This is a genomic window from Streptomyces sp. NPDC000880 (genome assembly GCF_053599675.1).
Window position 1 is genome coordinate 13793 of sequence record NZ_JBSFMS010000095.1, and the last position, 16070, is coordinate 29862.

The 16070-nt window shown below is 68.6% G+C and carries 16 protein-coding genes and 2 pseudogenes; 6 read left to right on the forward strand and 12 right to left on the reverse strand.

All coding sequences use genetic code 11. From position 1 onward, the window contains the following. Window positions 1-88 precede the first annotated feature (88 nt). Entirely contained in the window at window positions 89-1519 is a 1431-nt protein-coding gene (gene pyk, locus ACWDO5_RS25745) for a pyruvate kinase (protein ID WP_450532727.1), read from the forward strand. A gap of 397 nt (window positions 1520-1916) precedes the next feature. On the opposite strand, the gene ACWDO5_RS25750 is transcribed toward pyk, so the two are convergent. From ACWDO5_RS25750 to ACWDO5_RS25765, 4 genes are all read right to left on the reverse strand, one after another. Next, window positions 1917-3197, reverse strand: coding sequence for a hypothetical protein (locus tag ACWDO5_RS25750; RefSeq protein ID WP_450532728.1), 1281 nt, complete (start codon window positions 3195-3197; stop codon window positions 1917-1919). After that, window positions 3187-3741: a DUF6114 domain-containing protein gene (locus ACWDO5_RS25755; RefSeq protein WP_450532729.1), complete on the reverse strand. Its 555-nt coding sequence runs from the start codon at window positions 3739-3741 to the stop codon at window positions 3187-3189. Before ACWDO5_RS25755 ends, ACWDO5_RS25750 begins: the two co-directional genes overlap by 11 nt. Window positions 3742-3860: 119 nt before the next feature. Further along, complete coding sequence (locus ACWDO5_RS25760; protein WP_450532730.1) at window positions 3861-4493, reverse strand: DUF6230 family protein; 633 nt, start codon at window positions 4491-4493, stop codon at window positions 3861-3863. Window positions 4494-5146: 653 nt separating this feature from the next. Further along, a complete protein-coding gene (locus tag ACWDO5_RS25765) occupies window positions 5147-6121 on the reverse strand; it encodes a tetratricopeptide repeat protein (RefSeq protein WP_450532731.1) in 975 nt (324 codons plus the stop codon). A 226-nt stretch (window positions 6122-6347) separates the two neighbouring features. Here ACWDO5_RS25765 and ACWDO5_RS25770 point away from each other — a divergent pair, with 226 nt between their 5' ends. Further along, window positions 6348-6989: a TetR/AcrR family transcriptional regulator gene (locus ACWDO5_RS25770; RefSeq protein ID WP_450532743.1), complete on the forward strand. Its 642-nt coding sequence runs from the start codon at window positions 6348-6350 to the stop codon at window positions 6987-6989. A 91-nt stretch (window positions 6990-7080) separates the two neighbouring features. Here the strand turns inward: ACWDO5_RS25770 and ACWDO5_RS25775 are convergent, their stop codons facing one another. The 5 genes from ACWDO5_RS25775 to ACWDO5_RS25795 all read right to left on the reverse strand — a co-directional run bounded on the left by ACWDO5_RS25775 (window position 7081) and on the right by ACWDO5_RS25795 (window position 10681). Next, complete coding sequence (locus ACWDO5_RS25775) at window positions 7081-8781, reverse strand: acyl-CoA mutase large subunit family protein (protein ID WP_450532732.1); 1701 nt, start codon at window positions 8779-8781, stop codon at window positions 7081-7083. An 86-nt stretch (window positions 8782-8867) separates the two neighbouring features. Beyond that, complete coding sequence (locus ACWDO5_RS25780) at window positions 8868-9194, reverse strand: DUF3817 domain-containing protein (RefSeq protein ID WP_450532733.1); 327 nt, start codon at window positions 9192-9194, stop codon at window positions 8868-8870. A 94-nt stretch (window positions 9195-9288) separates the two neighbouring features. Further along, on the reverse strand, window positions 9289-9801 hold the full coding sequence (locus ACWDO5_RS25785) for a MarR family winged helix-turn-helix transcriptional regulator (RefSeq protein WP_450532734.1): 513 nt from the start codon (window positions 9799-9801) through the stop codon (window positions 9289-9291). Window positions 9802-10046: 245 nt separating this feature from the next. Further along, window positions 10047-10340 carry an MTH1187 family thiamine-binding protein gene (locus tag ACWDO5_RS25790; RefSeq protein WP_450532735.1) on the reverse strand — a complete coding sequence of 98 codons (294 nt, stop codon included), beginning with the start codon at window positions 10338-10340 and terminating at the stop codon, window positions 10047-10049. Continuing rightward, window positions 10337-10681: a DUF3817 domain-containing protein gene (locus ACWDO5_RS25795; protein WP_450532737.1), complete on the reverse strand. Its 345-nt coding sequence runs from the start codon at window positions 10679-10681 to the stop codon at window positions 10337-10339. Before ACWDO5_RS25795 ends, ACWDO5_RS25790 begins: the two co-directional genes overlap by 4 nt. Window positions 10682-10873: 192 nt before the next feature. Between ACWDO5_RS25795 and ACWDO5_RS25800 the strand changes: the two genes are divergently transcribed. The 4 genes from ACWDO5_RS25800 to ACWDO5_RS25815 all read left to right on the forward strand — a co-directional run bounded on the left by ACWDO5_RS25800 (window position 10874) and on the right by ACWDO5_RS25815 (window position 13559). Then, window positions 10874-11512, forward strand: a complete 639-nt coding sequence (locus ACWDO5_RS25800) for an AIM24 family protein (RefSeq protein WP_450532738.1) — start codon at window positions 10874-10876, stop codon at window positions 11510-11512. After that, window positions 11512-12162, forward strand: coding sequence for an AIM24 family protein (locus ACWDO5_RS25805; protein WP_450532739.1), 651 nt, complete (start codon window positions 11512-11514; stop codon window positions 12160-12162). Before ACWDO5_RS25800 ends, ACWDO5_RS25805 begins: the two co-directional genes overlap by 1 nt. A gap of 23 nt (window positions 12163-12185) precedes the next feature. Further along, window positions 12186-12941, forward strand: coding sequence for an AIM24 family protein (locus tag ACWDO5_RS25810; protein ID WP_450532744.1), 756 nt, complete (start codon window positions 12186-12188; stop codon window positions 12939-12941). Between the two features lie 141 nt (window positions 12942-13082). After that, on the forward strand, window positions 13083-13559 hold the full coding sequence (locus ACWDO5_RS25815; protein WP_450532740.1) for a MarR family winged helix-turn-helix transcriptional regulator: 477 nt from the start codon (window positions 13083-13085) through the stop codon (window positions 13557-13559). Between the two features lie 240 nt (window positions 13560-13799). On the opposite strand, the pseudogene ACWDO5_RS25820 reads toward ACWDO5_RS25815, so the two are convergent. From ACWDO5_RS25820 to meaB, 3 genes and pseudogenes are all read right to left on the reverse strand, one after another. After that, window positions 13800-14294 (reverse strand): annotated as a pseudogene (locus ACWDO5_RS25820) (two-component sensor histidine kinase); the annotation flags it as partial. Then, window positions 14291-14676, reverse strand: a pseudogene (locus ACWDO5_RS25825) (response regulator transcription factor); the annotation flags it as partial. The pseudogenes ACWDO5_RS25825 and ACWDO5_RS25820, both read right to left, overlap by 4 nt. Before the next feature lie 314 nt (window positions 14677-14990). After that, a complete protein-coding gene (meaB, locus tag ACWDO5_RS25830) occupies window positions 14991-15947 on the reverse strand; it encodes a methylmalonyl Co-A mutase-associated GTPase MeaB (RefSeq protein WP_450532741.1) in 957 nt (318 codons plus the stop codon). Window positions 15948-16070 lie beyond the last annotated feature (123 nt).

A 16070-nucleotide genomic window follows, 5' to 3' on the forward strand; every position in this document is an offset into this window, starting at 1 on the left:
TGGCCCTCGCCTGAGCGGCAGCCCGCCCATTTGCACTTTCCACCAGACGGAATATTCCGCGTCGAAACAAACCGATAGGATCCGCCTTATGCGCCGTTCCAAAATCGTCTGCACACTGGGCCCCGCCGTCGACTCCTATGAGCAGCTGAAAGCGCTCATTGAGGCCGGCATGAACGTGGCCCGTCTGAACATGAGCCATGGCACCCACGCTGAGCACGAGGAGCGGTACCGCCGCGTGCGCAAGGCGTCCGAGGACACCGGCCACGCGGTCGGCGTGCTCGCCGACCTCCAGGGCCCCAAGATCCGTCTGGAAACCTTCGCCGAGGGGCCGGTCGAACTGGTCCGCGGTGACGAATTCACCATCACCACCGAAGATGTCGTCGGCGACAAGTCGATCTGCGGCACGACCTACAAGGGCCTGCCCGGCGATGTGTCCAAGGGCGACCCGATCCTGATCAACGACGGCAATGTCGAGCTGCGGGTCGTCGAAGTCGATGGTCCGCGGGTCAAGACGATCGTCGTCGAGGGCGGTGTGATCTCCGACCACAAGGGCATCAACCTGCCTGGCGCGGCGGTCAATGTCCCGGCCCTGTCCGAGAAGGACGTCGATGACCTGCGCTTCGCCCTGCGGATGGGCTGCGACATGGTCGCACTCTCCTTCGTACGGGACGCGAGCGACATCAAGGACGTCCACAAGGTGATGGACGAGGAGGGCCGCCGGGTCCCGGTCATCGCCAAGGTGGAGAAGCCGCAGGCCGTCGCCAACATGCAGGACGTCGTGATGGCGTTCGACAGCGTGATGGTCGCGCGTGGCGACCTGGCCGTCGAGTACCCGCTCGAGAAGGTCCCGATGGTGCAGAAGCGGCTCATCGAGCTGTGCCGCCGTAACGCCAAGCCGGTGATCGTGGCGACCCAGATGATGGAGTCGATGATCACCAACTCCCGCCCGACCCGCGCCGAGGCGTCCGATGTCGCGAACGCGATCCTGGACGGCGCGGACGCGGTCATGCTCTCGGCCGAGTCCTCGGTCGGCGCGTACCCGATCGAGACGGTCAAGACGATGTCGAAGATCGTCGTCGCGGCGGAGGAGGAGCTGCTCTCCAAGGGCCTCCAGCCCCTGGTCCCGGGCAAGAAGCCGCGCACCCAGGGCGGCTCGGTGGCCCGCGCGGCCTGCGAGATCGCGGACTTCCTGGACGGCAAGGCCCTGGTCGCCTTCACCAAGTCCGGCGACACGGCCCGCCGCCTGTCCCGTTACCGCGCGAAGCAGCCGATCGTGGCCTTCACGACGGACGAGTCGACCCGCAACCAGCTGACGCTGAGCTGGGGCGTGGAGTCCTATGTCGCCCCGCACGTCGACAACACCGACGCGATGGTCGACCTGGTCGACGCGGAGCTGCTGAAGCTCCAGCGGCACAACGAGGGCGACGTCATGATCATCACGGCGGGGTCGCCTCCCGGAGTCCCGGGGACGACGAACATGGTGCGGGTGCACCACTTGGGCGGGGAGCATCGCGGCTAGGTCCGGCTTCCGGGCAATGACGAGGGCGGTACCCCGGTGTGAACCGGGGTACCGCCCTCGGGCCTTCTCGCTCAGGAGCGAGGGCGTGTTCAGCAGTAGCGCCGTCCGCCCGCAGGGCGGGCCCTGCGGCGTCTGGTGCGTGCATCGCAAGGCATCCGCCACGATGCCGTGCCGCTCGCTCAGTTCGGCGAACTCGGTGGCGGCTCGCCGGACGTGGAGCCCGTCCTCGTAAATGGGCTTGAGGAACATCAGCGCCACGTGCCCGATGTAGACCTCGATCTGTGTCGTGGTCTGGTCGCCGGATCTCCGGCAGCTCCCACGTGCTTGCACCAGAAACGACTGTGGGCCGCACCCCGGCAAGAGGTGCGGCCCACAGTCTTGTGCGGCTCCCGGAGGGTCAGTTGGCGTTGCCACCGGTGAAGTAGTTGTGCAGGCCGGGAACCGTCAGCGTCCCGCCGAACTGGCCCGCCTGCGTCACCTTCACGTTGGTGAAGAACGCGAAGGGAACATTCAGCGGCGGAGGGGTCTGCGGGCTGAAGGTGACCGGGATGAGGCCGAAAAGGTTGCCCTTCAGCTCCTCCGTGTACATGGTCACCTCGCCGTCTCGGATTGTCGAGGTGGAGCCCTTGTCCGCCTCGACGTGCGCGGTGGTGCCGTTCGGGCCGACCACCAGCTGGTGGAGGTCCTTGATGTCCACGCTCGAAGCCGTGAACTTCAGCACCTTCTTGATCTTGCCGCTGGCCGTCTTGACCTCAACGATGCCGTGGTAGTTCAGGCCGTTCAGTGTGAGCAGCGAGCTCTCCAGGATCCACGGGTCGTCCGGCAGCAGCGGGCGGCCCGGTTCCAGTTCCGCGTCGGCCAGTGCCTTCGGGTCCGCGGTGGGGCACGGGAAGGGCGGCTTGGCCCCGTCCGGGATGGCCTTGTCCTGCTTGGGGTCGAGGCCCTTGGCCGCGTCGTCGAGCTCCTCGGTCGTGGCTCCCGCCTTGTCCGCCGCGTCCTTGATGGCCTCCTTGGCCTTGTCCACCGTCTCGTCCACCGTGTCAGTGGGCGTGGACGGCTCGGTGGAAGGCTTCGCGGACGGAGTCGTCGACGGCGTCGGCTCGGTGGTTGCCGTGGCGCTCGGCGTCGGGCTGCTGGTCGGCTCCTGGTCGGGGCCGTCCAAGATGTCCTTGATCGCGTCGCCGACACCCAGCGGGTCCAGCGGGTTCCTGGTCTGCGTCTCGCTCGGCGTCGGAGCCGGGCTCGTCGAGGGCGCGTTCGCGTCCGCGGGCTTGCCCGCGTCGGAGGCCGACGGGGTCGTGCCCGGCGTCGGCTCGCCCTCGTCGTTGCCGCCCGCCGAACCGCTCGGGGTCGGGTCGGGCTCCGGGGACGGAGTCTCGGAAGGCTTCGCCGACTCCGACGGCTTCGGCGACTCGGACTCCGCCGGCTCGTCCGAACGGGTCACACACGGACCCGGGGCGAAGGGAATCTCCTTGTCGTCTGCAACTGCCAGCCTGGGGGTGAGTCCCATGCCCACGAAAACGGCGGTGGGCATCGCGGCCAGGGCTATCGCCTTGCTCGCGGGTATCTGCAGCTTGGTCAGGAGCGATTTCCTTGGAGCCGCATGCCGCGGCCCGGTCCTCACTCTGGTGGAATCACCACCATCAGCCGTACTCAGCCGCGTTTCGTCACCCCGCACTGTTCCTCCCGCCGTTGACGTGGGCAGTCGTTCCGGTCACGTTCGGGTCGTATCCCTCGTCAGCTCGCGGCTCGGCAAAATCCAGGTCACTCGCACTGCTGTCCGGGCCCGGAGTCCCTTCCGGCTCGGACAGCTCGACGGGCTCGGCCGCCGGCTTGGCGGGTGCCCAAGAGATCGACAGCGCACCACCGATCAGGGAGAGCAGGAATCCGATCAGGAACCCGCCGATGTTTGCGACTGGGATCGAGATCAGGCCGAGAACGATGGTGGCGACACCCGCAAACACCCGGACGATGGAGTGGAACCACATCGTCAGGCCGAGCGTCATCAGCAGGACCCCGATGATCAGCGAGCCCGCTCCCGCCGTGGTGGCCATGGCGATCGTGAGATTGCCGAGCCGGAGGTCGGCGTACGGCAAGTAGGCGATCGGGATGCCACCGAGCAGGGTGAACAGGCCGGCCCAGAAGGGCCGGTTGCCACGCCACGCTCGGAAGCGCAGCCGCCAGTAGGTGAATCCGCGGGAACCAGTGGACTCGGCGCTCATGGAAAACAGCTCCCTGGAACGGTCTTGCTCAAAGAAAGTAATGAGATGGGTGGATCGGGCAGGGGCCTCACACAGACGACCCCGGCCCGTCCGAAGTGCTTCACCGGGAGCGGATGCTCCTAGAAGCACTCCTTGACGCCCTTGTGAAGCTTCAGCTGCAGACCGCTGAGCTTGAACGTGCCGGCCGTGGTCGCCCACGCCTTCTGCTCCACGCCGGTCAGCTTCGCCACCTTCGCGCGCTGCGCGAAGCCGTACGGGTTGGCCCTGGTACCGGGCTGAATGCCCGGGTCCTTGAGCTGACCCGCCGCGACGCCGATGTCGATGTCCTCGAACGACGCGTCCGCCTTGAGGTCCGAGACATCCAGGTAGAGGTCCGTGGCCTCGACCGGGTTCTTCTCGTCCTGACCAGCCGTCAGCTCAAGGCTCACGCTGCCGATGAACGGCACGTTGGGCGTGACGACCGACTGGCACATGTTGACGATGGTGGCGGTCTTGAAGCCGGACACCGCGACCGGAGCCGCGAAGTCCTTGCCGTCCAGCGTCTTACCGGACGCCACACTGCCGTACTGAACGAAGTTGGTGCCGGTAAGGCTCTTGGCCTTGACCTTGAACTCCTGGCCGGAAACGCTGAAGGACGCTGCGAGCGCCCCCTGTGCCAGGCCGATGCCTATCGCGGCCGTTGCGGCCACACTTGGCACCATGACTAGGGCGAACCGCTTCCATCTGGTTCCGCCACGAGCCACTGACTCCATGACTTTCCTCCTTCTCGGACGTACATCTCCGGTCCGGACCGTGGGTCCGTCCTGGGATGGGAGAAGTGCTACGTCCTCGGGAAGGAGAGCGCCCGTACTTTCAGGCGCGTGCAGCGTCCGAAACACCGGCGATCACCCCCGAGCGACAACCACTGGTCGCGCCTGACGCATCACGCACAACCTGCCGGACAGGCCCTGCCGTTGGGCAGGAACCCCCCTGTCCGCGACCGGCGCCACTGCCGCCGGTCCACCCGGTGGGGACCCAAGGTTCCGCGGCACGACTGGGGGCCGAGCTGGTGCGGTATTGGACCGAGCGTCGCTGATGTTGGTCCATTCCAGGCCGGGGCACAAGGGGGTTCGTTACTCACTAGTAACGGCCCGATAACCACGCCACGACGGCCTGACGTCGGGTGGCCACACAGGGTGCCACACAGTGGTGCGCCAGAAGGGTGGATTGCCGCCAATAAGCGGACAGAACAAGCGGGTTGATTTACTGCGAGTAACAGAGCGTGCGTTTGCCAAGTTTTGGTAAAGCACAGCCGCGTTTTGTCACTGTGTCGCCAAAACGGCGGCGGCGCCTCATCAGCGCCGCCGCCGCAAAACCGTCAGACCTGGCAGAACGGAACGTTCCGTACAGGGCTTTCAAACATGATTCAGAAGAGCACTCGCGCCAGCGCCGAGCGCGCCGCCGTCACCCGCGGATCCTCCGGGCCGACCACCTCGAAGAGTTCGAGCAGCCGCACCCGTGCCGCGTCGCGGTCCTCGCCCGTCGTGCGGCGTACCGTCTCGACCAGCCGGCCGAAGGCGTCCTCGACATGACCACCGACCAGATCCAGATCGGCCGCCGCGATCTGGGCCTGCACATCGGCCGGATTGTCGGCCGCTTCCTGGCGCACCTTCTGCGGGTCCAGTTCCTGTACGCGGGCGAGCAGTTCGGCCTGAGCGAGACCCAGCTTTGCCTCGGTGTTGCCAGGGTCGTCGGAGAGCACGTTCTTGTACGCCTGGACCGCGCCGCCGAAGTCGCCCGCGTCCAGCGCCTGCACGGCCGCTTCCAGCAGGGCGTCGTAGGGCCCCTCGGGCACGACGGGTTCGGCCGACGCCTCGACGCCCGCCTCGCCCGGGTCGACCGCGATGCCGGTCAGGCCGAAGCGTTCCTCGGCGACCTGGACCAGCTGGTCCAGCGTCTGGCGGATCTGCGCCTCCGGGGCCGCCCCCTGGAAGAGCGGCAGCGCCTGGCCGGCGACCACCGCGAAGACGGCCGGGATGCCCTGGATCCCGAACTGCTGCATCAGCATCTGGTTGGCGTCGACGTCGATCTTGGCCAGCACCAACCGGCCGTTGTACTCCTGCGCCATTCGCTCCAGCAGCGGGCTGAGCTGCTTGCACGGCTCGCACCACTCGGCCCAGAAGTCGATGACGACCGGGACCTCGGTGGAGCGCTGGAGGACGTCGCGTTCGAAGCCCGCCTCATCGACGTCAATCACAAGACTCGAAGGGGATACGGCACCGCCGCCGCCCTCGCGGGCGGCCTGGGCACGGGCCTGCTCCGCCTTTGCCTTGGCCTCACCGGCCGCCTTCACCGCGGCGAGGTCGACGACGCCGCTCATGGACATGTTCCTAGGCTGCATGAGTACATCCTCCCCCCTCCGCGCGCGCATGTGAAAAAATCGGTCGTGCCGTGCGGTCGTACTGTCCGGAAGTCCGGAAGTTCGGCACGGGTCCCCACCCGCACCAGTGGTTGTCGCTGAGCCCGGTCAAGGCTTTCGCTACGAGTCGTAGCGTAACTGCACTCGCACCGCCCTGTGTGAGATTCCTCCGGTGAACTGCCTCACAGCGGATCGTCTACCCGCCGGTATGGTCGCCGTCATGTGCAGCCACACCCGCCCCAAAACCGTACGTACGGGTCGTACGGGACGCCCCCGCAGCGCCGAGGCCGACCGCGCGATCCTCGAAGCGACCCGGGCGGCGCTCGTAGAGCTGGGCTGGTCGAAGCTGACGATGGGGGATGTGGCCACCCGCGCGGGGGTCGCCAAGACCACCCTCTACCGCCGCTGGACGAACAAGAACGAGCTCGTCGTCGACGCCGTCGCCGTCCTCTTCGACGAGCTCGAACTCCCCGACCGTGGAAGCCTGACCGCCGATGTGGAGGGCGTGGTGCTGCAGTTCGCGGCGCTGCTGGCCCGGCCCGAGGCCAAGACAGCCCTGATGGCCGTGGTCGCGGAGGCGACGCGGGACGAGGCGCTGCGCAGCCGTATCCGCTCGGCGATCGTCGACCGGCAGAAGCGGCTGGTGCTTGAGGGCCGGGCACGCGCGCAGGCGCGCGGCGAGCTGCCGTACGAGGAGGACGCGGCGGCGGCAGCCCGTAACGCGGACCTGATCTTCGATGTGATCGCGGGCGCGGTGGTGCACAGGGCGCTGGTCAGCGCGGAGCCGGTGGACCAGGCGTGGGCGCGCAGCTTCACGACGCTGCTGGTTTCGGGGCTGGCCTCGCTGTAGAGCTGAACACGGAGGGCCGGCCGAAGGGCAGAAGGGCCGCCGGCCCGGCCCGCACGCGCGGACCGGGCTGCCGTACAGGCCGTATGGAACGTCAGAAGCCGGGCGGCTCGGTGTACGTCCCCCACTCGTCCCGCAGCGCATCGCAGATCTCGCCCAGCGTGGCCTCGGCGCGGACCGCCTCCAGCATCGGCTCGATCATGTTCGAGCCGTCCCGGGCCGCGGCCAGCATCTTGTCCAGCGAGGACCGTACGCGCGCGTCGTCACGGCCGGTCTTGCGGTCCGCCAGGACCCGTACCTGCTCGCGCTCGACCTCGTGGCTGACCCGCAGGATCTCCAGGTCGCCGGTTACCGAGCCGTGGTGGACGTTGACGCCGACGACCCGCTTGTCGGCCTTCTCCAGGGCCTGCTGGTAGCGGAAGGCCGACTCGGCGATCTCGCCGGTGAACCAGCCGTCCTCGATGCCGCGCAGGATGCCGGAGGTGACCGGACCGATCGGGTGCTGCCCGTCCGGGTGCGCCCGCCGGCCACGCTCCTTGATCTGGTCGAAGATCTTCTCGGCGTCGGCCTCGATGCGGTCGGTGAGCTGCTCGACGAACCAGGAACCGCCCAGCGGGTCGGCGACGTTGGCGACGCCGGTCTCCTCCATCAGCACCTGCTGCGTACGCAGCGCGATCTCCGCCGCCTGCTCGCTGGGCAGGGCGAGGGTCTCGTCCAGGGCGTTTGTGTGCAGGGAGTTGGTGCCGCCGAGGATCGCGGAGAGCGCCTCGACCGCGGTGCGTACGACGTTGTTGTACGGCTGCTGGGCGGTGAGCGAGACGCCCGCGGTCTGGGTGTGGAAGCGCAGCCACTGCGCCTTGTCGGTCTTCGCGCCGTACACGTCCTTCATCCAGCGCGCCCAGATCCGGCGTGCCGCGCGGAACTTGGCGATCTCCTCGAAGAAGTCGAGATGCGCGTCGAAGAAGAAGGACAGGCCGGGCGCGAAGGTGTCCACGTCCAGGCTGCGGCTCAGCCCCAGCTCGACATAGCCGAAGCCGTCCGCGAGCGTGTACGCGAGCTCCTGCGCCGCCGTCGCGCCCGCCTCGCGGATGTGGTAGCCGGAGACCGAGAGCGGCTTGTACGCGGGGATGCCCTGCGCGCAGTGCTCCATCAGGTCGCCGATCAGACGCAGATGCGGCTCGGGCTGGAAGAGCCACTCCTTCTGCGCGATGTACTCCTTGAAGATGTCGGTCTGGAGTGTGCCGTTGAGCACGGCCGGGTCGATGCCCTGGCGCTCGGCGGCGACCAGGTACATACAGAAGACCGGGACGGCGGGGCCGGAGATCGTCATGGACGTCGTCACATCGCCGAGCGGAATGTCCTTGAACAGGACCTCCATGTCGGCGGCGGAGTCGATGGCCACGCCGCAGTGGCCGACCTCGCCGAGCGAGCGCGGATCGTCGGAGTCACGGCCCATCAGGGTCGGCATGTCGAAGGCGACGGAGAGCCCGCCGCCGCCGTTGGCCAGGATCATCTTGTAGCGCTCGTTGGTCTGCTCGGCGTTGCCGAAGCCCGCGAACTGGCGGATGGTCCAGGTACGGCCGCGGTAGCCGGTCGGGTACAGGCCGCGGGTGAAGGGGTACTCCCCCGGCCAGCCGATCCGCTCGAATCCCTCATAGGTGTCCCCGGGCCTGGGCCCGTACACGGGCTCGACCGGGTCCCCGGAGAGCGTGGAGAAGTCCGCGTCCCGCTTGCGGGCCTTGTCATAACGGGCCTGCCAGCGTCGGCGGCCTTCCTCGATGGCGTCAGCGTCCATACCTTCGAATTTACTAGGACGTCCTAGTAAATGTCGATGGCAAAAGCCCCGCACATGCGTACGGGGATTAACCAGGTCCGTGAGGTTTACGCCTTGGCGGTCGCCGCGTCGCCGTCCGTGACCAGCGGACGGACCTCGCGGGTGATCTTCGGCTCGACGAAGAAGGAGGCCACCGGGATGCAACCGGCGGCCAGCACCCAGAGCAGCTTGCCGAACGGCCACTTCGCCTTGGAGCCGAGATCGAAGGCGAAGATCACGTAGATGATGAACAGCACACCGTGAACCTGCGAGATCAGCATGGTGTCGCCGACCTTGAAGGCGTACTTCAGGATGATTGCCGCGGTGAAGACCAGCAGCCATACGGCGGTGACGTACGCCATCACCCGGTAGCGGGACAGCACGCTTTGTTTCATGCGTACGAGCGTAACCGCCCGGAAAATCCCCACGGACCGGGGGAGCATGCGATCGCCCGGTAGCGGGTGCACCGGCCCCCGTACCGGGGCACCCTCAGCCCGCGTCCTCGAAATCCCGTGCTGCGACGCGCAGCGGGCGGAGTATGGCGAAGATCTCCGCGCACTCCTCGGCGTCGTACGCGCCGAGCCCGAATTCCATCTCCATCAGATCGCGGGTGGCCGCCTCCACGACCTTCCGGCCCTTCTCGGTGATGGAGGCGAGTGTGCCGCGCCCGTCGTTCGGATTGGGCCGCTTGTCGACCAGACCGGACCTCACCAGCCGGTCCACGGTGTTCGTCACCGAGGTCGGGTGGACCATCAGCCGCTCGCCGATCTTGGACATCGGCAGCTCGCCGGCCTTGGAGAAGGTGAGCAGCACCAGCGCCTCGTAGCGCGCGAAGGTCAGTCCGTACGGTTTGACGACGGCGTCGACCTCGGCGAGCAGGATCTGGTGCGCGCGCATGATCGAGGTGATCGCGGGCATCGAGGGCACGGGTCCCCATCGCTGCTGCCAGAGTTCGTCGGCTCGGGCGATGGGGTCGAAGGGGAGGCTGAGCGGCTTCGGCACGGCACCGACCCTACCGACAGGTCATATGGCGGTCAGCCCCGTCTCGCCCTTCGGTCCCCCCTGCTGTCCGCCCGGTCTCCGCGACGAGCGGCAGACAGCAGGGCGTCGCGACGGCGCCGTGCCGGCCGCGCTCGACGAACCGGGCACGGCCACCGGCCTCGCGCGCCGCTCGGCCGCGCCCCCTCCTCTGCATCGGCGCATCACCTCGGGATCGCGCTGCCGGTGTCGCAGCCCACCGTTCCGGCTCAGGCGGAGAGATGGCGTTCCACGGTCTCAACCTTGGAGCTGAGACCGTCGGTGACGCCCGGTCTGATGTCGGCCTTGAGGACGACGGAGACGCGCGGGGCGCGGGCCTCGACCGCGGCGACGGCGCGTTTGACGACGTCCATCACCTCGTCCCAGTCACCCTCGATCGAGGTGAACATCGCGTCCGTACGGTTGGGCAGACCGGACTCGCGGACGACGCGTACGGCGTCGGCGACGTACTCGCCGACGTCCTCGCCAACCCCCAGCGGAGTGACGGAGAAGGCGACGATCATGCGCTGACCCTGCCCTCGCGGCGGGCGCGGGAGGCGATGACCTCGTCCTCGGCCGCGCGCTTCAGCCTGCGCTCGGCGACGAAGCCGCCGAAGGGGAGGACGGAGAGCACGAAGTAGAGGGCCGCGGTCTTCGCGTTCCACTTGGTGCGGTTCCAGGCGTCCAGCCAGAAGAGCACGTACAGGATGAAGAGCACGCCGTGGATCGCGCCCATGACCGGGACCGCGTTGAACTCCGTCGTGCGCTTGAGCACCGAGCAGACGAGCAGCAGGAGGAAGGAGACGGCCTCCGGCGCTGAGACCAGGCGGAGGCGGTGGAGGGACGAGGCGGTTTTGATGTCCACAGGGGCACCTTCGGTGGGAGGAGGACTCATCTTGCGGGGGTTCTTGTGAACGCATGCACAAGCGCCCGGTCCATTGTGGCAGCCCGCTTCGCCGGACGAGGTCCGGGGTGGCTCCGGACAGACACGGCGTCAGGGTCGGGATCCTCCCTGAGGACCCTGTTCCGGGGCGGAACCACCAGCTAACGTCACTGCGTGGCAACGTTCCGACTCCAAGGCAGCAAGGTGCTCGCCGTCGACATGACCGGCGACGCCGTCAAAGCGAAAAACGGCTCGATGGTCGCCTACGACGGCCAGATTGCCTTCAAGAAGATGTCCGGCGGCGGTGAGGGCATCCGCGGGATGGTCACCCGCCGCATCACCGGCGAGCAGATGACCGTGATGGAAGTGAAGGGGCAGGGCAGCTGCTACTTCGCCGATCGCGCGTCCGAGATCAACCTGGTGAACCTGCACGGCGACAAGCTCTATGTCGAGGCGAGCAATCTGCTCTGCACCGACGCGGGGCTGCGCACCGGGACGACCTTCACCGGGCTGCGCGGCGGGGCGAGCGGCAATGGCCTGTTCACCACCACCGTCGAGGGCACCGGCCAGGCGGCGATCACCTCTGACGGCGCTGCCGTGGTGCTGCGGGTGACGCCCCAGTACCCGCTGTCCGTCGACCCCGGCGCGTACATCGCGCACCAGGGCAATCTGCGGCAGGAGTTCCAGTCCGAGGTGACCTTCCGCACTTTCATAGGCGAGGGCTCGGGCGAGGCCTTTCAGATCCGCTTCGAGGGCGACGGTCTGGTGTACGTGCAGCCCAGCGAGCGGAACACCATCGGGGGCGACGTCTGATGCCGTTCGTCGAGATCAATTCCAGAATGGTCGAGGCGACGGTCGCCCCCGGACAGAAGATGTTCAGCCAGCGCGGCGCGATGCTCGCGTACAAGGGCGAGGTCACCTTCACCCCGAACGTCCAGGGCGGCCAGGGCGGTCTTGCGTCGATGATCGGCCGGCGGGTGGCGGGTGAGGCGACGCCGCTGATGACGGTGGAAGGGAGTGGCACGGTGATGTTCGGCCACGGCGGCCACCACATCCAGGTCATCAACCTCACCGGCGACACCCTGTACGTCGAGGCGGACCGGCTGCTCGCCTTCGACGGAACCTTGCAGCAGGGCACGATGTTCATGGGCTCGCAGGGCGGGGTCATGGGCATGGTGCGCGGCCAGGTGACCGGTCAGGGGCTCTTCACGACCACACTCAAGGGCCATGGCGCGGTGGCTGTGATGGCGCACGGCGGTGTGATCGAGCTGCCGATCACGCCGGGGCGCGCGGTCCATGTGGACCCGCAGGCGTACGTCGCGCACCACGGTGACGTACGCAACAAGCTCTCCACCGCGCTGGGTTGGCGCGACATGGTGGGGCGTGGCTCGGGCGAAGCGTTCCAGCTGGAGCTGAGCGGCAGTGGCGCGGTGTACGTGCAGGCCTCGGAGGAGAAGCTGTGACCGGTCCTGTGATATTCGACCCGATGACGCTGCCGAGCGACGACAACGTCAATCCGTACACCTTCTGCGTGGAGCTCAAGGGCAGCCAGTGGTTCCTGCAGAAGGGGAAGATGATCGCCTACTACGGGCGCATCGACTTCAACGGCATCGGCCACGGCCGGCTCGACCGGCTGCTGCGTACGTCGTTCCACTCGCCGCTGCACGCAAGCGACTGGGTGGTGGCGGAGGGCAGCGGCAAGATGCTGCTCGCCGACCGTGCCTTCGATGTGAATTCGTACGACCTGGACGAGGGGAATCTGACGATCCGGTCCGGAAATCTGCTGGCGTACCAGCCGACCCTGGCGCTGAAGCAGTCGATCGTGCCGGGCTTCCTGACGCTGATCGGCACAGGGAAGTTCGTGGCCGCGTCCAATGGTCCGGTGGTTTTCATGGAGCCGCCGATCCGGGTGGATCCGCAGGCGCTGGTGGGCTGGGCGGACTGTCCCTCCCCGTGCCACCACTACGATCACAGCTATATGACGGGTGTGATGGGCGGCCTCCGGGCGATGACGGGGATCGGCGGGGCCTCGGGCGAGGAGCACCAGTTCGAGTTCGTCGGCGCCGGGACGGTGCTGCTGCAGTCGACCGAGGCGCTGATGGCGGAGACTGCGACGGGCGCGGTGCCGCAGCAGGCAGGCGTCCCGGGCGGTCACGCGGGGGCCGGAGTCCCAGGTCAACACGGGTCCACGCCTCGTCTTCCCGGTCAGCTGGGGGACCTCCAGCGTCGCTTCGGCCTGTGAACGGTAGTCTGCGGAGTGTGACGTCGAACGCCTGCACCCTTGTACGCGGATCGCTGCTCGTGCGGCTGCTCGCGCACCGGGTGCCGGGCGTCACACCCCCCAACTTCGTCCGTTTTTCAACTTCTTAGGTAGAATCTATATATGGAGACCGAGACGGCCACCCGCTGGCTGACCGAGGACGAGCAGTGCGCCTGGCGCACCCACCTGGACGTCAGCAGACTGCTGATGCACCAGCTCGAGAAGGACCTGCAGCCGTTCGGCCTGACCATGAACGACTACGAGATCCTGGTCAACCTCTCGGAGTCGCCGGAGCGGCGGCTGCGGATGAGTGACCTCGCCACGGCGACGTTGCAGTCCAAGAGCCGGCTCTCCCACCAGATCACCCGCATGGAGAACGCGGGGCTGGTCCGCAGGGAGAACTGCGAGTCGGACCGGCGCGGGCTGTACGCGGTGCTGACCGAGCAGGGCATGGAGACGATGCAGAAGGTCGCGCCGCATCATGTCGCGTCCGTACGCAAGCACTTCATCGACCTGCTGACGCCGGAGGCGCTGGCGGACCTGCGGGAGTCGCTGTCACCGGTGGCCGAGCATCTGCGCGGGCGGCGCGGCAAGCTGTAGGCGACTACGGATGGCCGGCCGTCAGGCGGCGGGCAGGCGCGGCCCGAACAGCGCGCCGCCCTGAGGGCCCTGCCTCACGGCGAGCGTGCCGCCGTGGCGCTGGGCCACATCGCGGGCGATCGCCAGACCCAGCCCCACACCGCCGTCGACCAATCCTTCACGCGGCCCTCGCACTGCTTCGCAGGCTTCGGGGCCGCTGCGCCGGACTCCGTCCGCCGACAGGGGCATCTCATACGGTTGCGGCGCGCCGGCGTACACCGTGACCGTGCGGTCCGCGCCGGTGGTCGCCTTGACGGCGGCGAAGCGGTATGCGGCAGGCTCCCCGTCCACGGTGGCGCTTCCCGAACTGAACCGGGGCCCATCGACAGAGACTTCGCCGCGCCGCGGATCGTCGTCGGCCTCCTCGGTTCCGTCCGGGCTGCCGGCCTGCGGTTTCACCTGCCCGTTTCCGGCGCCGGAGATCGCCTCCAGGCCACCGTTCACGGCGAGCACGCGCCCGCCCTCGTCGACGATCTGGACCGGCCGGTTCTCGCGGTCCGGCAGATCCAGCTTGTCGTACGGCACATCGAGCGCGACCTGGGACGCCACCTCGCGGGCGGCGACCTCCGCCTGGAGGTCCGTCTGGTCGATGAGGTTCGACCGCATTACGAGCAGGACGGCGAAGCCTGCGGCGACGACGACGACGGCGACGACGAGTGTGGCGCCGAGCGCGGCTCTTGCCCGTACCGACCTCATGGCGCGGCCACCAGGCAGTAGCCCGCGCCGCGCAGGTCTGGATGCGGTCCGCGCCGAGTTCGCGGCGCAGGGCGCTGACGTACTCGATGATGTTCGGGTCCCCGTCGTAGGCGAAGTCCCAGACGTGCTCGAGGATCTGCGGCTTGCTGACAACGTCGCCGGCGCGTACGGCGAGCTGCTCCAGCAGCGCGAACTCCTTTGCGGTGAGGGCGACTTCGTCCTGACCGCGGTACACCCGGCGGGCGGCGGTCTCCACCCGCAGCTCACCGACGCTGACGACGGGCGAGCCGCCGGACCGGCCGCGGCGGCGCAGCAGCGCCTTGATCCGGGCCAAAAGGACGACGTACGAGAAGGGCTTGGTCAGATAGTCGTCGGCGCCGGTGGCCGACGGGGCTCGCCCCCGGGCCTCGGCGGCAACAAGCCTCTGGCCGCGGCAGAACGCTGCTGCCGCGAGCGGACCGGCCCGCGGCTTACCCCGGTTCCGGGAAGCGGCAACCAGGGGCTTGCACCCGGTTCGAAGTCCAGAAGCCCCTTCGCATCACGACGCGAAGCCGCCCAAAGGCCGGACGCGGCCCGCAGCTCCGGGAAACAGCCGCCCCGGACGCGGCCCGCGGCGCGAAGCGCCACGAGGCCCCCGGGGGCGGCTTGCCCCCGGGTCGGGACGGGGCGGCGGGGTGAGGAAGAACCCCCACCGCCTCAGCCCTCCGTCAGGCCCGCCACCAGCTCGTCCGCCGCCGTGTACGGATCCAGCTCCCCCGCCACGATCCTCTCCGCCAGCGACCCCAGCCGCCGGTCCCCGTGCAAGTCCGCGATCCGTTGCCGCAGCGCCGTCACCGCGATCGTCTCCACCTCGCCCGCCGCTCGGCGGGCGCGGCGGTCGGGGAGCACGCCGTGCTCCTCCATCCACGCGCGGTGCTTCTCCAGCGCCTCGACCACCTCGTCGATGCCCTCGCCCCGCGCAGCGACCGTCTTGACGATCGGCGGGCGCCAGTCGCCAGGGCCGCGGGACTCGCCCAGGCCCAGCATGTGGTTCAGCTCGCGGGCCGTCGCGTCAGCCCCGTCCCGGTCCGCTTTGTTGACGACGTACACATCGCCGATCTCGAGGATGCCCGCCTTCGCCGCCTGGATGCCGTCGCCCATCCCTGGTGCCAGAAGGACGACCGACGTGTCCGCCTGGGACGCGATCTCGACCTCGGACTGGCCGACGCCCACCGTCTCCACAAGGATCACGTCGCAGCCGGCCGCGTCCAGGACGCGGATCGCCTGCGGTGCGGCCCAGGCGAGGCCGCCCAGATGCCCGCGCGTGGCCATGGAGCGGATGTAGACACCCGGGTCGGACGCGTGCTCCGACATCCGGACCCGGTCGCCGAGCAGCGCTCCGCCCGAGAAGGGCGAGGACGGGTCGACCGCCAGGACGGCGACCCGCTTCCCGGCCCGCCGGTACGCCGTCACCAGCGCCGACGTGGATGTCGACTTGCCGACACCCGGCGAGCCGGTCAGGCCGATCACGTAGGCCCCGCCCGTCAGCGGAGCCAGCGCCGCCATCACCTCGCGCAGCTGCGGGGACGCCCCCTCGACGAGTGAGATCAGCCGGGCCACAGCCCGCGGCCGGCCCTCCCTCGCCTGGGCAACCAGCTGGGGGACGTCCACCATGTGACTGCTCCTACTTGCCGTTGCCCGGGACACGCACGATCAGCGCGTCGCCCTGCCCGCCGCCACCGCACAGTGCCGCCGCGCCGATGCCGCCGCCGCGCCGCTTCAGCTCCAGTGCCAAGT